The organism is Streptosporangium sp. NPDC050148 (genome assembly GCF_055586505.1).
This window is the reverse complement of the sequence record NZ_JBVJIA010000023.1, coordinates 21,602-35,745: the sequence shown is the minus strand read 5'-3', so window position 1 is coordinate 35,745 and position 14,144 is coordinate 21,602. Positions and strand designations below refer to the sequence as shown.

Below are 14,144 nucleotides of genomic sequence, written 5' to 3'. Positions count from 1 at the left end.
GCCCGCGAAGGTCAACGCCTAATGTCTTCCGACCCGTTCATCTCCTCCCTGTCGCCGCGCGCGACGACCGATGATTTTGACGCGCTGCTGGAGGTACGGACCTGGCGGCTGGAGTCGCTGCGGATTCTTCGCCTCCTGGGCGAGCTGGACGTCTCCACCGCCCCCCGCGTGCGCGCCATCCTCGACAAGGTGGTGTCCGCGCCCCATGAACCCATGGTGATCGTGGATCTGACGCAGTTGACCTTCATCGCCTCGGCAGGGGTGGGACTGCTGGTGGAGATCCGCAGGCGGGTCGGCGAGCGCGGGGGGCGTCTGATCGTGATCCTCGCCCCGGGCAGCAGTCCCCGGCGCCTTTTCGACCTGACCACCATGAGGGATTACTTCGAGGTCGCAGAAAGCCTCCGAGAGGCGGTAGGCGTCCTGAAGCGGGCAGAGGGCGACCTGACCCGGCGGGGCGGCACCGGCGAGATGCCGTAGGTGCCCCCTGCACGCACCCGGCTCCGACGTGAGGCCGATGGGCAGGGATCTACGACGAACGGCTGTACTGCCCGCATCGCGGCGACAGCGACCGGAACCCGTGAGGGACCCGCTTCGACGGCAACCACTGGAGCCCCGGCACCCGGCTGCCCAAGGTCCCGCCATCGTCTCCTACCGCGACCCCGGCGGCACCGAAGACCGGCTCTTGCGCCGTCCGCCGCGGTCAGCGCCCTGCGCCCGTGCCCCTCCTGCCGACAGGGGATCGGGGTCCGGGGGGTCATGGACGATCGTCCCGAACGCAGAGGCAGGTACGCCAGGGCGCGATGAGTCACCCGGGCAGGCCGAAGGTGTCAAGGTCGGGGGGCCTGGCCGCCGACGGTGGCGACGATCTCGGCCGCCAGGACGCGGATCTTGAGGTTGCGGTTCTGCGAGGCGCGGCTGAGCAGGGCGAAGGCGTCATCGGGCGGGCAACCCTGCTCCATCACGATGCCGATCGCCTGGTCGATGACGCTGCGCGAGGCCAGCGTGGCGTGCAGGTCCTCGTTCGATCGCGCCTGGCCTGCGATGCGTATCGCCAGGGAGACCGCGCCGGCGGCATTGGCGGCCAAGGCGTGCATCCGGGCCTGGGCGGCCTCGTCGAAGGCGTCGGGACCGAGGTTGTAGAGGTTGTAGACGCCCCTGACCGTGGTCGGCTCCGGTAGCGCCAACGGCATCGGGATCGACAGGCAGCTGCGCACCCCGTGCGCGAAGGCCTCGGCGCAGAAGGCCGGCCAGCGAGACTCGGCGGAGGTGTCGGCGACGTAGCAGACCTCACCGCCGGTCAGGGTGTCCAGGCACGGCCCCTGACCGGTGCGGTACTGGATCTCATCGACGGCCAGGGTGAGATCGTCGCTGCCGGCGATGGTCGCCGCATGTGAGGCGCGGGCGACGGTGATACCGCACATACTGCCCTGCGGCAGGGCCTCGACGGTCAGCACGGCCAGCTCGTGCAGGAACGTCTCGAAGGTCTGCGTCGACAACAACAGCGACAACAGCGGGTCCGGCCAGGAGGGATCGGAGGTGGTGGTGATGAGCGGCGACGACATGGCGTGCCTGCGAATTCCCGGGGTTACACCCCAACGATCACCGGCGACGAGACGTCCAGATGACGGGTACAAGGTGCCCCCACGGTGACCTTCCAAGGTTTACACGCCGGTGGTGGTGCTCACGCCGGTAGGGCGGGTGGCAGGGTCCGGGCCCGGAGACGCGGCCTCCTTCCGTCATGTCCGTGAAGGTCGACGCCTGACGTATCGCGACCCGATCGCCCCCTCCTTGCCTCCACGTCCGACACCCGATGATCTTGACGCGCTGCCGGAGGGACGGACCTGGCGGCCGGAGTCGCTGCGGATCCCTCGCCTCCTGGGTGAGCTGGACGCCTTCACCGCTCCCCGCGTGCACGCCACCCCTCGACGAGGTGGTGCCCGCGCCTCGTGAGCTCATGCCGATCGCGGATCTGACACAGCCGACCTTCGTGGCCTCGGCGGAAGCGAGGGGGCCGCTGGAGATCCGGCAGCGGGTCGACGAGCGCGCGAGACGCATGGTCGTGATCCTGGCCGCGCGGAGCCGTCCACATTGGCGATCCTCTGGCGAAGATCGCCGATGCGAACAGCGGGCGTTCTGCCTGCTCAGCGGAGAGCGTGGGATTCGAACCCACGAGACCGGTCACCCGGCCTAGCGGTTTTCAAGACCGCCGCCATCGTCCACTAGGCGAGCTCTCCTGGTGACACGTCCGGAGAACGTGTCAGATTGCACCCTAGTCTCTCATTGGCCCGGGGGTGCCCGGGACCCGGCGGGCGCCTCGCGTCCTTTCGGGCACGGGGCGGCCGCCGGGTGCGGGTCAGGGCTGGGGACCGGCGAAACCGTCGCCGACCGAGGCGGCCAGGCGGAGGTAGGAGTCGCGGGTGGCGGCCTGGAGCCTCTCCAGGTCGATCTCCGCCCCCTCCTCCAGGTGCGGGTCGTAGGGAACGCGGATGACCGCCCGGCAGCGGGCCGCGAAGTGGGCTTCCAGGCGGTCGAGGTCGACGGTCGACTTCGAGCGCGGGCGGACACTGCACAGCACCACGGTGGCCGAGCGTACGAGCTCCTCGTAGTGGTGGGCCTCCAGCCAGTCGAGGGTCGCCGATGCGGCGCGGGCACCGTCCACGGACGGGGAGCTGACCAGGACGAGCTGGTCGGCCAGGCCCAGCACACCGGACATGGCCGAGTGGAGCAGGCCGGTGCCGCAGTCGGTGATGCAGATCGAGTAGAAGTTCTCCAGGACCTGGGAGACCGACTGGTAGTCGGACGCGCTGAACGCCTCCGACACCGACGGGTCACGGTCGGAGGCGAGGATCTCCAGGCGTGACGGGGCCTGCGAGGTGAAGGCCCTTATGTCGACGTACCTCTTGATCTGCTGGCGCTCGTTGAGCAGGTCGCGGACCGTGGCGGAGGTCTCCAGTTCCACCTTGTCCGACAGCGTGCCCCGGTCGGGGTTGGCGTCGACCGCGATGACCCGGTCGCCGCGGACCTGGGCGAGGGTGGCGCCGAGGCCGACCGTGGTGGTGGTCTTGCCGACGCCGCCCTTGAGGCTGAGCACGGCGACGCGGTGGTGGCCGGTGGCCACCGGGGTACGGGCGCGCGCGACCAGTTCCCTGCGCCGGCGGACCTCGGGGGACTCACCGGGCTTGATCAGCCCGGCGGACGCCTTGAAGATCAGCTTCCGCCAGCCTCCGGAGGGGCCGTTGCGGCGTCCCCTGAGCAGGGACTCCGGGTCCAGGCTGTCGGCCGACTGCCGGGGGCCGGTTCCGGGGGTGTGCTGCCTGGCGGGAGCGCCGAAGGCCGGTGCCGGAGCCGTCTGGCGACGGCGCGGCTGGTAGGGCTCGCGGGCCGGCTCGGCCGGCTCCGTGCCAGGGGCGAAGGGGTTCTCCCCTCCCGGCGCGAAGGGGTTCTCACGCTCGGGTGCGAAGGGTGTCTCACGCTCGGGTGCGAAAGAGGTCTCGCGCTCGGTCGCGAAGGGGGTCTCCCTCGTCGGCGCGAAGGAGGTCTCCCGTTCGGTGCGGAACGGGTTCTCCCGCTCCGTGGGCGGGACGTTCTCCCGCTCCGTCGCCGCCGGCGCGTCCTGGCCGGGTGCGAAGGCGGAGAACGTGGAGGGGGACGAGGCGGGCGCGGCACCGGTACGCTCCGCGCCCGACGAACCGGAGAGGGGACGCTCCGGCGAGACCGGGGCCTCGGCCCGGTCCGTGCCGAAGGACTCCGGCGCCCGGAACGACTCGCCGCGATCGGAGCCACGATCGGAGCCGCGATCGGAGCCACGGTCCGTCCCGCGGTCCGGCCCGCGCTCGGAGCCGCGGTCGGGGATGGACGGGGAGGCGGCGGACGGGGCGGGCGGGGAGGCCGGGAAACGCTCGGGTGCCTCCTTCGCCGTGCCCGACGCGGATTCGAAGATCGTCCGGTCGCGGTCGTGCTCGGCACCGGTCGCGGGGAAGCGCTCGGCCGCCGGGGCACCCGCGACGAAACGGTCCTCCCTGGGCGTCCCCGTCACGGTACGGCCACCGTCGGCCGTGCCGGAGGCGGGCCGGTCGTCGTCGGAGGGACGGCCGGGCCGGTCGGACTCGGATCCGGTGACCGGAAGGCCGGTACCGGCGGGACGGTCCGCGCTCCCCGGGGTGGAGCTCGTACGCTCCGCCTCGGTACGGCCGAAGGAGAACCTTCCGGTGTCCGCGTCCGCCGGGTCCTTGCCGCCGAAGGCGAACCGCTCGGTCTCAGGGGCGGCGGGCCGTGCGGGCTCGGGATCGAAGGATCCGCCCGGGGGCGCGGCGGGGGTGAAGGGCTCGACCTGCTCGGCCGGACGCCGGGGCTGTTCGAAGAGACCGCGGGACGGCTCCTGGGCGGGCGCCGCGAACGGGGTGCGGATGTGCGGCTCGGTGAAGTCGCCGGGCTCGTCGGGCTCCTGGCGCGGCAGCGGCTTGAGCGGGGCGAGGAAGCCGTCGTCCTGCCTGCCGGAGGCCGGCGCGGGCACGGTGAAGGAACTCGCCGTCTCGGAGGCCTCCAGCCACTCGGCCGCGTCGGCGTCCTCGACCGGCGGTTCGGCCACCACCTCGGGCGTACCCGCGGCCGGGTGGGCCGAGTCGACGGCCGCGCGGAACAACGGCGAGGAGGTCGTGTCGGGCTCGGTCGGGACCAGGCTCCAAGGATCCTTGGGGTACGGCGAGATGACGGCGTCGTCCACCGTGGTGGACGTCACCGCCAGGGCGGGCGCCTCCTCCTGCTCCTTGATGGCGTCGAGCCAGGCGAGCTGTTCCTCGAGAGATTCCTCACGATCGTGTCTTGCCACCGTGTTCCCCCTCGGGATGGGCATAAAAGGGCAGCAAACACATAGCAGGTTAACGCCCTGTGTTCTTGTCAACGCGAGCAACCACCAAGTTGAAGCTCAGCGGATACCTTTGTTCACATGCGCGCCATCGTGATCGATAAACCCGGCGGACCGGAAGTCCTGGCCTGGCGGCAGGTCCCCGACCCGGCCGTCGGGCCCGGTGACGTCCTGATCGAGGTGACCGCCTCGGCCGTCAACAGGGCCGACACGCTGCAGAGACAGGGCGCCTACGATCCGCCGCCCGGCGCGTCGCCGTACCCGGGGCTGGAGTGTTCCGGTGTGGTCGGCGCGGTGGGGCGCGACGTCGAGGGGTTCGCCCCGGGTGACCGGGTGTGCGCGCTGCTCAGCGGCGGCGGGTACGCCGAGCGGGTGGCCGTGCCCTGGCAGCAGGTCATGCGGGTGCCCGAGGGCGTCGAGCTGGACGAGGCGGCCGGGCTGCCCGAGGTGGCGTGCACGGTGTGGTCCAACGTCTTCATGACCGCGCGCCTGCGCAAGGGGGAGACCCTCCTGGTCCACGGGGGCGCCAGCGGGATCGGCACCATGGCGGTGCAGCTGGCCAAGGCGTTCGGCTCCCGCGTGGTCGTCACCGCCGGATCTCCCGAGAAGATCGCCCGCTGCCTGGAGCTCGGGGCCGACGAGGGGATCGACTACCGGCGGGAGGACTTCTCCGAGAGGGTAAGGGCCGACGTGATCCTCGACATCATGGGCGGCGCCTACCTCGCGGGCAACGTCAAGGCGCTGGAGACGGGCGGGCGGCTGGTCGTGATCGGGCTGCAGGGCGGCGCGAAGGGCGAGCTGAACCTGGGGGCCCTGCTGGCGAAGCGGGCCTCGGTGCACGCCACCACGCTGCGTGCCCGTCCGGTCGACGAGAAGGGGGCGATCGTGCGCGGGGTGGTGCAGAACGTCTGGCCGCTGGTCGACGCGGGGGCGATCCGGCCGGTCGTGCACGCCCGGGTGCCGATGAGCGACGCGGCCGAGGCGCACCGGATCCTGGAGACCGGAGAACACATCGGGAAAATCCTGCTAGTAAGTTGAGGCTATGAACGCTGAGGAGAACACCCCGCACATCGTGGTCGTGGGTCCCCAGGGCTCCCAGTCCGAGGCGGACGGCGAGAGCCGGTCGATCGCGGACCTGGTCGAGCAGCCCGCGAAGGTGATGCGCATCGGAAGCATGATCCGTCAGCTCCTGGAGGAGGTGCGGGCGGCTCCCCTGGACGAGGCCAGCCGCAAGCGGCTCAAGGAGATCCACGAGAGCTCCATCAAGGAACTCGAGGACGGGCTCGCGCCGGAGCTCGTCGACGAGCTGGAGCGGCTGTCGCTGCCGTTCACCGAGGACGTCAACGGCACCCCGCCCAGCGAGGCGGAGCTCCGGGTCGCGCACGCGCAGCTGGTCGGCTGGCTGGAGGGGCTGTTCCACGGCATCCAGACCACGCTCTTCGCCCAGCAGATGGCGGCCCGTGCCCAGCTGGAGAACATGCGCAGGGCACTGCCCGGGGGCATGTCGTCCCTCCAGCAGCAGCAGCAGCAGGAGGGCGGTTCGGCCACCTCGGGCCCCTACCTGTAGCGGGTCCCTGCCCGTAGCGCCCTGCCTGTAGCGGCTCCCTGCCCGTAGCGGCTCCGGCCCGGTACCCGTGACGGGCACCGGGCCCCTCAGGAGGCGTAGAGCTTCTCCAGCACCTCGGCGACCCCGTCCTCGTTGTTGGTCCCGGTCACGTGATCGACCGAGGCCAGCACCTCGGGGTGGGCGTTGGCGACGGCGTACGCGGTACCGGCCCAGCGGAGCATCGGAAGGTCGTTGGGCATGTCGCCGAAGGCGATCACCTCGTGCGACCCGATGTCGCGGGTCATCGCGAGGTGGGCCAGCGCCGTGGCCTTCGTCACGCCGTGCGCGCTCATCTCGACCAGCGCCCGCCCGCTGGAGTGGGTGGCGGTGACGAGATCGCCGACCAGGCCGTGGACGGCCGCGTGGAGGATGTCCGGATCCATCGTGGGGTGCAGGGCCAGCAGTTTGGCGCAGGGCCGCGAGGTGAGGGTGTTCGTGCCGACCTGGAGCCCGGCGACCTCCCCGCTGTCCCATCCTCCGAGGAGGAAGTCCGACTCGTGGGCGAACCCGCTCTCGTACTCCACGGAGAAGGAGAGGTCGGGCACCTTCTCCCGCAGGCGCCGGACGACCTCCTCGAGCACGTCGGGGTGGATGAGGTGGGAGTCGACGATGCGCTCGGTGTGCAGGTCGTAGACCAGGGCGCCGTTGGCGCAGATGGCCAGGCCGCGGTGGCGTACGGCCCCGGCGACCGGGTGCATCCAGCGGGGCGGCCTGCCGGTCACGAAGACCAGGGTGGCCCCGGCGTTCTCCACAAGCGAAAAAGCGGCGACCGTACGGGAGGAGACGGTGCCGTCCGAGCGCAGCACGGTGCCGTCGAGGTCGGTGGCGACCAGCCTGGGGCTTTGCATAACACGTCCCAGTCTGCACTGTGATGGGCGGTCTGTCGGCCCCCGGGATCCCGTCGAAGGAATCTTCCTCGTGGCGGGAACACGGCCGGGCCGGATAGTGTTAGATGTGATGGCGTTGTATTAGCTGAATCCCGTTGTGAAAACCAGTTTTACTGAACCACCCGGGGCCCGCTGTACGACACATGGGGTTCATGAGGTGTGAATCCCGAAGTTTCAAATCCTGAGGGAGAGCTTTAATGGCTCAGGGAACCGTCAAGTGGTTCAACGCTGAAAAGGGCTTCGGCTTCATCGCACCGGACGGCGGTGCACCGGACGTGTTCGTGCACTTCTCCGAGATCCAGGGCAACGGCTACCGTAGCCTCGAAGACGGCCAGCGGGTCGAGTTCGAGATCACCCAGGGCCAGAAGGGCCCGCAGGCCTCGCAGGTCCGCGCCGTCTGACGCATAGACCTCTTGGTTGAACCGGAAGGCGGGGTTCGCTTCACGCGAACCCCGCCTTCTTCATGTCCGTGCTTCACGTCCGGGGCGATATGGAACGTGCCAGACGTCGCCTTTGTTGGGGCCGTCACCGGTCGCCTGTCACGTCCGTTCGGTCCTTGGATGTCCGCGTGACCGGTTCGGGCACCCGGCGGCCCTTACCGAAGGGTGATTCCCATCCGCGGACAAGGACCGGGAACCTTACCGGCGGGTGAGGTTCTCACCGGCCGGCGGGCCCTTCATCGGGGTCGAATCACACCGGCGAAGGACCCCGCGCGGGACTTCGCGCGGGGTCCTTCACGCGGTGGACGCGATCCTCACCGCAAACGGCCGCCCCTGAAGGATCCCGCCCCGGGAACCGCCCACCCCCCTCGGGCGGGCTCCCTCACCGGTAGACAAGGCCGGAGAGCCGCCAGGCGAGCCGGCGGCGGAAGGCGGGGACGCGCGCCAGCGTCCCCAGGACGACGTTCCTGAACGGCCGCAGGCGCCTGTCGACGTTGGCCAGCCGGGAGAGCAGCCCGGCGAAGGTGGCCACCTGCAGGGCCACGGGGCGGCGGGCGTCCGCGTAGCGGTCCAGTGCCCCCTGATCGCCCTTGAGCGCGACCAGGAGCGCCTCCCCGAGCACGACGGCGTCCTGGATGCCGGTGTTCATCCCCTGCCCTCCGGCCGGGCTGTGCACGTGCGCGGCGTCACCGGCGAGCAGGACCCGTCCGGCGCGGAAGGTGCGGGCCACGCGGTGGTGGACCCGGAAGCGCGACCCCCAGACGACCTCGTTCACCACGGCCCGCTCCCTCTTCGGGCCCCGGCCGTCCAGCAGGCCCTGGACGAAGGCCACGTCGGGGTGCTCGGGCGCCTCGTCGACCGTGGAGACGATCCGGTGGCTGCCGTCGGGCAGCGGCGCGACCACGACCAGCCCGGCGGGTGAGAAGAACAGCACCACCTCGTCGTCGGGGACGCCGCCGGTGAGCCGCACGTCCGCCAGGCTGAACGACTCCCGGTACTCCTTGCCCTCGAAGGCGATCCCCGCCTGCTCGCGGACCGTGCTGCGCATGCCGTCCGCGCCGACCAGGTACTTCGCGGTGACGACCGCGCCGCCGGACAGCCTCGCGGTCACCCCGTCGGTGTCCTGGACGAGGCTCTCCAGCCGGTACGGCCTGGCGACGTGGCCGCCCAGCTCGACGAGGCGTTCCAGCAGGATCCGCTCGGTGACGGCCTGGGAGATCATCAGCGTGTACGGGTAGCGAGTGGGGAGCCTGTCGAACTCGACCGGCACGAGCGTCCTGTCGCGGTCCCTGATGGTGAAGCGCGGCGCGTGGATGCCCAGGGGGGTCAGCCGCCCGGAGACGCCGATGCCCTCCAGGACCTCCAGGGTCCTGGCGTGGACGACGGCGGCGCGGGAGGTGTTGTCACCGGCCGCCTGGTCGTCGACGACGGTGACGCCGATCCCGTGCGCGGCGAGGGCTGCGGCGACGACCAGGCCGGTCGGGCCCGCGCCGATGACGAGAACGTCCGTGGTGACGGGAAGCATGTCGTTCTCCCTCTCGTATGCCAACGCTTGTTGGTCAACAGGTGTTGGCATAACTGTGCGCCTTCGGGCTGGCCATGTCAACACGTGTTGGCCTACAGTCGGTGACGTGCGGAGAACCTCGGACGACACCAAGGCGGCGATCCTGACCGCGGCACGCGAGCGCTTCGCCTCGGACGGCTACCAGCGCGCGACCATCCGGGCCATCGCCGCGGACGCGGGCATCGACCCGTCCATGGTCATGCGCTACTACGGCAGCAAGGACGGGCTCTTCGCCGCCGCCGCCGACGTCGACCTCAGGTTCCCGGACCTGACGGCCGTCCCCCGCCACACCGTGGGCAGGGCGCTGATCACCCACTTCCTCGACCGCTGGGAGGAGGACGAGGGCATGATGATCCTGCTCCGCACCGGTGTCACCGACGAGGCCGTCGCCGAGCGCATGCGCGGCATCTTCGCCACCCAGCTCGGCTCCCTGACCGCCCGCCTCATCGCCGACCCGGCCCAGGCCCCCGTACGGGCCGGGCTGGCCGCCACGCAGGTCCTCGGCATGGCCCTGTGCCGCTACATCCTCCGCCTGCCACCGGTGGCCGGGATGTCCCGCGAGGAGATCGTCGACTGGCTCGGCCCCACCCTGCAGCGCTACCTCACGGAGTGACCCGGGCCCCGGCGGGCTTCCCCGGCCGGGTCGTCGCCGGTCTCGGCATGGCGGCGTCCGTCCCGGTGGGCCGGGCGGCGGCGAGGCGGCCGGTGGGGGCGGTGGGGGCGGTGGGGGCGGTGGGGGCGGTGGGGGAACGCGCGAGGACCCCGCCGTGGGCGGGGTCCTCGCGGTGAAGTGGTGACGTGGTGACGTGGTGAACGGGGGTGCCTCGGAACCGGCTACCTGACGGGTTCGAGCACGTCGAGGCCGACGTAGGGACGCAGCGCCTCGGGGAGCACGACCGAGCCGTCCGCCCGCTGGTGGTTCTCCAGGATGGCGACGATCCACCGGGTGGTGGCCAGCGTGCCGTTCAGGGTGGCCACGTGCCGGGGCTTGCCCCCCGCCTCACGGAACCGGACGCCGAGCCTGCGGGCCTGGAAGTCGGTGCAGTTGGAGGTCGAGGTGAGTTCGAGGTAGCGGTTCTGGCTGGGCACCCACGCCTCGCAGTCGAACTTCCGCGCGGCCGACGTGCCGAGGTCTCCGGCCGCGGTGTCGATCACGCGGTAGGGCAGCTCGACCTTGGCCAGCATCTCCTTCTCCCAGTCGAGCAGGCGCCGGTGCTCGTCGTAGGCGTCCTCGGGACGGACGTAGGAGAACATCTCCACCTTGTCGAACTGGTGGACCCGGATGATGCCCCGGGTGTCCTTGCCGTACGACCCGGCCTCGCGGCGGAAACACGAGGACCATCCCGCGTAGCGGTACGGCAGCGCGGAGTCGTCGAGGATCTCGTCGGCGTGGTAGGCCGCCATCGGCACCTCGCTCGTGCCGACCAGGAACAGGTCGTCGCCGGGCAGGTGGTAGACCTCCGAGGCGTGCGCCCCGAGGAAACCGGTGCCCTTCATCGACTCCGGCTTGACCAGCACCGGCGTGATCATCGGGACGAAGCCCGCCTCGATCGCCTGCTGCATGGCCATGTTGAGCAGCCCGAGCTGGAGCCGGGCGCCGACGCCCCTCAGGAAGAAGAACCGCGATCCCGAGACCTTGGCGCCGCGTTCCATGTCGATCGCGCCGAGCAGCTCGCCCAGCGCCAGGTGGTCCCTGGGCTCGAAGTCGAAGGACGGCTTCTCACCGACCTGCTCCAGCACGACGTAGTCGTCCTCGCCGCCCGCCGGAGCGCCCTCCTCGACCAGGTTGGGCACCGTGTAGAGCAGCTCGTCGAGCTCGACGCCGAGCTTCTCGGCCTCGGCCTCGGCCGACTTGACCTGCGAGGAGAGATCCTTCGCCCGCTCCAGCAGGGCCGCCTTCTCCTCGCCGGAGGCACGGGAGACCGACTTGCCGACGGTCTTCTGCTCGGCGCGGAGCGTCTCGAAGCGGCTCAGCGCGCCACGGCGGCGCTCGTCGAGGTCGAGCAGCGTTTCGACGACAGAGTCGTCCTCACCGCGGGCACGCTGCGACGCCCGTAGCCGGTCGGGATCCTCACGAAGGGTACGCAGGTCAATCACACGCATAAGGCTACCGATGGACGGCCGCGCTCCGCGCCCGGATTGATCCGTGCGCCGTCCCGGACCCGTCCGAAGACGGCGCGGGACGGCGGGGAGCGTACCTGGGCCGCCTCTCGGACCGGCCCGGGACCGGGGATCCCGGGCCCGGCGACAGGCTCGGAACAGGCGATCGGGCCCGGGTCAGACCCGGCCGGTGCGGATCCTGTCCAGCCAGCTCGCGGCCTCGGCGAAGTCGTCGTCCCGGGTGCCGCGCTTGATCTGCGGGGACAGGGCGTCGGCACGCGGGTAGCTGCCCAGGAAGCGCACCCGGGAGCAGATCCGGTGCAGGCCGGAGACGGCCTCGCCGACGCGGGCGTCGGCGACGTGCCCCTCGAAGTCGAAGTGGAAGAAATAGCGTCCGATGCCGTCGCCGGTCGGCCGCGACTCGATGCGGGAGAGGTTGACGCCGCGGACGGAGAACTCGGTCAGCATCTCCAGCAGCGCGCCCGGGTGGTCGTCGGCCAGAAAGGCGACCAGGGACGTCCGGTCCGCACCGGTCGGCTCGGGCAGCGGCCCGGGACGGGAGACCTGGACGAACCGGGTCACGGTGTCGGGACGGTCGCCGATCCCACCGGCCAGCTCGACCAGGCCGTAGTGCTCACCGGCGATCCGCGCGGCGATGGCCGCGTCGTACGGCGAGCCGGGGAGCGCGACCTCCTGCGCCGCGGCCGCGGTCGACGACGCGGCGACCACCACCGCGTCGGGCAGCTCGCGGGCGATGAAGTTGCGGCACTGGGTGATGGCCGCCGGGTGGGTGAAGACCCTCTTGATGTGGGCGATCTCGGTGCCGGGGCGCGCCAGGAGCGAGAACTCGACGGGCAGCAGCAGCTCGGCGTTGATCAGCAACGACTCGCCCCGGGCGAGCTCGTCCAGGGTCGTGGTGATGGCGCCCTCGAGCGAGTTCTCCAGCGGAACGACGGCTCCGTCGGCCTGGCCGCGCCGGACGGCCTCCAGGGCCGCGGGGACGTTCGTGCTGGGCAGGCGCTCGGCCCCGGGCGCCAGGATGCGCAGGGCCTCCTCGGTGAAGGTCCCCTCCGGTCCCAGGTAAGCGAGTTTCGGCATGTCCCCAGGTTAGCCGGGACCCACCGGAAGATGCGCGCAGGATTACATACTCGGATCATTCCCTCGGCCGCGTGGGCCGTCCCGCCATGTGGCCGCCCCGTCTCAGAGGGTGGTCTTCCCCGGGGACGGACCCGCTTTCCGGGCGGGCCCGTTCTCATGGCCGCCCGGCGTGACGGCCCGGAACGCCTCTCGTCGCCGGGGCAGCCACACCCCGAGCAGCCAGACCAGGGCCAGCGCGCCCAGCCCGAACCCGTTCTGGACGATCTTCCCCAGCACCGGGCTGAGCACCGGGATCTCGGCCGCCTTGATCGTCACCCCCCACCAGGGGATCGGCAGCACGTAGTAGAGCCAGACCCCCGCGGCCACCCTGGTCCTGACGGGGTCGCGCCCGTCGCCGGCCAGGGCGCCGATCACCACGACCACCCAGGCCAGGTGGTGGATCCAGGCGACCGGCGAGAGCAGCACGGCCATCAGGCCCACCAGGGCGGCCCCGGTCACCGGGTGGCCGTCGAGCAGGGCCCTGCGGGCGTACCGGAAGCCGTACCAGGCGACCACGGCCACCAGCGCGATCCACAGGAGGGTCGTCAGGGTGTCGGGCAGGTAGAGCCGGATGAGCATGCCGCGCATCGACTGGTTGGTGGTCGCGGCGTTGGCGCCGAGCCGCTCGGGGTCGAGCAGCGCGCGGAACCAGAAGTCGGCGGCGTCCGACGGGATCACCAGGAACGGCAGCAGGGTCAGCAGCGCGGCGGTGAGCGCGGCCGTCAGGAAGGTCTCTCGCTGCTCACGCCTTCCGCCCGGCCCCAGGGCGGTGACGAGAAGGTAGACGAGGAAGACGCCCGGGGTGAGCTTGACCGCGACGGCCAGGCCGATCAGCATGCCGCGCGGCCACACCGGCCGCCGGACCGTGCAGTCGGCCAGGCAGAGCGCGACGAGCAGGATGTCCACCTGGCCGAAGCGCACCTGGTCCCTGATCGGCATCAGATAGGTGCAGCCGATCATCAGCGCGGCGAACAGCAGCGGCCACCGGAACCGGCCCACGGCGCGCCACCCGCCCGGGGCACCGGGCACGGCCGCCCGCGCCGGATCGTCCCTCCCGACGGCATCGGCACTCCCGGAGGACGCGGCGGACCCGGCGTTCCCCGCGGACCCGGCGCTCCCAGCGCTCCCGGCGCTCCCCGCGGACCCGGCGCCGCCGTCGAGCACCGCGCGGAAGGAGAGCGCGACGGTGACCGCGAGGGTCAGGAAGATCAGCGCCGTCCACGCCCACTGCGCCGTCGGCCACGAGATCGCCGCCAGCGGCGTGGCCAGCAGCGCGGCCACCGGCGGGTAGGTGAACGGCAGCAGTTGCGGCGCGGGCGTCACGAAGTCGTAGACGGGCCGCCCCTGCAGCACGGCCTCTCCGCCGGTACGGTACACATCCAGGTCGACCAGGCGCTGGTCGTCCACGTTGCCCAGCCAGTGGAGCACCAGCGGGGCCACCGCCACGGCGACGAGCAGCAGCGCGAGCAGGTACGACGACCACCGCGCCCACGGGCTCCGTCGGGTCGCGGTCGTCTCGCCAGTCCTCACGACCAGGCAGGTTACC

Annotated in this window: 12 protein-coding genes and 1 tRNA gene; 5 read left to right on the top strand and 8 right to left on the bottom strand. The window is 71.5% G+C overall.

Features of this window, described 5'->3' with window-relative positions:
• Positions 1-21: 21 nt before the first annotated feature.
• Positions 22-477, top strand: a complete 456-nt coding sequence (locus ACZ6RT_RS24865) for an STAS domain-containing protein (RefSeq protein ID WP_470156426.1) — start codon at positions 22-24, stop codon at positions 475-477.
• 350 nt (positions 478-827) lie between these two features.
• Here the strand turns inward: ACZ6RT_RS24865 and ACZ6RT_RS24860 are convergent, their stop codons facing one another.
• The 3 genes from ACZ6RT_RS24860 to ACZ6RT_RS24850 all read right to left on the bottom strand — a co-directional run bounded on the left by ACZ6RT_RS24860 (position 828) and on the right by ACZ6RT_RS24850 (position 4,828).
• On the bottom strand, positions 828-1,562 hold the full coding sequence (locus ACZ6RT_RS24860) for a GAF and ANTAR domain-containing protein (protein ID WP_470156424.1): 735 nt from the start codon (positions 1,560-1,562) through the stop codon (positions 828-830).
• Positions 1,563-2,145: 583 nt separating this feature from the next.
• Positions 2,146-2,234 (bottom strand) — tRNA-Ser (locus tag ACZ6RT_RS24855).
• 119 nt (positions 2,235-2,353) lie between these two features.
• Entirely contained in the window at positions 2,354-4,828 is a 2,475-nt protein-coding gene (locus ACZ6RT_RS24850) for a nucleotide-binding protein (protein WP_470156422.1), read from the bottom strand.
• Positions 4,829-4,945: 117 nt separating this feature from the next.
• Here ACZ6RT_RS24850 and ACZ6RT_RS24845 point away from each other — a divergent pair, with 117 nt between their 5' ends.
• Together ACZ6RT_RS24845 and ACZ6RT_RS24840 are read left to right on the top strand one after the other, a co-directional pair.
• Positions 4,946-5,902, top strand: a complete 957-nt coding sequence (locus ACZ6RT_RS24845; RefSeq protein WP_470156421.1) for an NAD(P)H-quinone oxidoreductase — start codon at positions 4,946-4,948, stop codon at positions 5,900-5,902.
• Positions 5,903-5,906: 4 nt separating this feature from the next.
• Positions 5,907-6,431, top strand: a complete 525-nt coding sequence (locus ACZ6RT_RS24840; RefSeq protein WP_470156419.1) for a bacterial proteasome activator family protein — start codon at positions 5,907-5,909, stop codon at positions 6,429-6,431.
• Positions 6,432-6,517: 86 nt separating this feature from the next.
• Here ACZ6RT_RS24840 and ACZ6RT_RS24835 read toward each other — a convergent pair whose 3' ends face one another.
• Positions 6,518-7,318, bottom strand: coding sequence for an HAD family hydrolase (locus tag ACZ6RT_RS24835; protein WP_470156417.1), 801 nt, complete (start codon positions 7,316-7,318; stop codon positions 6,518-6,520).
• Between the two features lie 236 nt (positions 7,319-7,554).
• Here ACZ6RT_RS24835 and ACZ6RT_RS24830 point away from each other — a divergent pair, with 236 nt between their 5' ends.
• Positions 7,555-7,758: a cold-shock protein gene (locus tag ACZ6RT_RS24830; RefSeq protein ID WP_012886943.1), complete on the top strand. Its 204-nt coding sequence runs from the start codon at positions 7,555-7,557 to the stop codon at positions 7,756-7,758.
• Between the two features lie 421 nt (positions 7,759-8,179).
• Here the strand turns inward: ACZ6RT_RS24830 and ACZ6RT_RS24825 are convergent, their stop codons facing one another.
• On the bottom strand, positions 8,180-9,322 hold the full coding sequence (locus ACZ6RT_RS24825) for an FAD-dependent oxidoreductase (RefSeq protein WP_470156415.1): 1,143 nt from the start codon (positions 9,320-9,322) through the stop codon (positions 8,180-8,182).
• 106 nt (positions 9,323-9,428) lie between these two features.
• On the opposite strand from ACZ6RT_RS24825, the gene ACZ6RT_RS24820 reads away from it, so the two are divergent.
• Positions 9,429-9,974, top strand: a complete 546-nt coding sequence (locus tag ACZ6RT_RS24820; protein WP_399190538.1) for a TetR/AcrR family transcriptional regulator — start codon at positions 9,429-9,431, stop codon at positions 9,972-9,974.
• A 221-nt stretch (positions 9,975-10,195) separates the two neighbouring features.
• Here ACZ6RT_RS24820 and serS read toward each other — a convergent pair whose 3' ends face one another.
• The 3 genes from serS to ACZ6RT_RS24805 all read right to left on the bottom strand — a co-directional run bounded on the left by serS (position 10,196) and on the right by ACZ6RT_RS24805 (position 14,128).
• Entirely contained in the window at positions 10,196-11,458 is a 1,263-nt protein-coding gene (gene serS / locus ACZ6RT_RS24815) for a serine--tRNA ligase (protein ID WP_399190536.1), read from the bottom strand.
• Between the two features lie 180 nt (positions 11,459-11,638).
• Complete coding sequence (gene pheA, locus ACZ6RT_RS24810; protein ID WP_470156413.1) at positions 11,639-12,559, bottom strand: prephenate dehydratase; 921 nt, start codon at positions 12,557-12,559, stop codon at positions 11,639-11,641.
• A gap of 102 nt (positions 12,560-12,661) precedes the next feature.
• Positions 12,662-14,128 (bottom strand): glycosyltransferase 87 family protein, encoded by a 1,467-nt coding sequence (locus ACZ6RT_RS24805; protein WP_470156411.1) that lies wholly within the window; start codon positions 14,126-14,128, stop codon positions 12,662-12,664.
• Positions 14,129-14,144 lie beyond the last annotated feature (16 nt).

Coding starts and splice junctions, on each gene's coding strand:
- ACZ6RT_RS24845 (WP_470156421.1), top strand. CDS start 4,946: ATGCGCGCCATCGTGATCGATAAACCCGGCGGACCGGAAGTCCTGGCC.
- ACZ6RT_RS24835 (WP_470156417.1), bottom strand. CDS start 7,318: ATGCAAAGCCCCAGGCTGGTCGCCACCGACCTCGACGGCACCGTGCTG.
- pheA (WP_470156413.1), bottom strand. CDS start 12,559: ATGCCGAAACTCGCTTACCTGGGACCGGAGGGGACCTTCACCGAGGAG.
- ACZ6RT_RS24865 (WP_470156426.1), top strand. CDS start 22: ATGTCTTCCGACCCGTTCATCTCCTCCCTGTCGCCGCGCGCGACGACC.
- ACZ6RT_RS24840 (WP_470156419.1), top strand. CDS start 5,907: ATGAACGCTGAGGAGAACACCCCGCACATCGTGGTCGTGGGTCCCCAG.
- ACZ6RT_RS24860 (WP_470156424.1), bottom strand. CDS start 1,562: ATGTCGTCGCCGCTCATCACCACCACCTCCGATCCCTCCTGGCCGGAC.
- ACZ6RT_RS24825 (WP_470156415.1), bottom strand. CDS start 9,322: ATGCTTCCCGTCACCACGGACGTTCTCGTCATCGGCGCGGGCCCGACC.
- ACZ6RT_RS24830 (WP_012886943.1), top strand. CDS start 7,555: ATGGCTCAGGGAACCGTCAAGTGGTTCAACGCTGAAAAGGGCTTCGGC.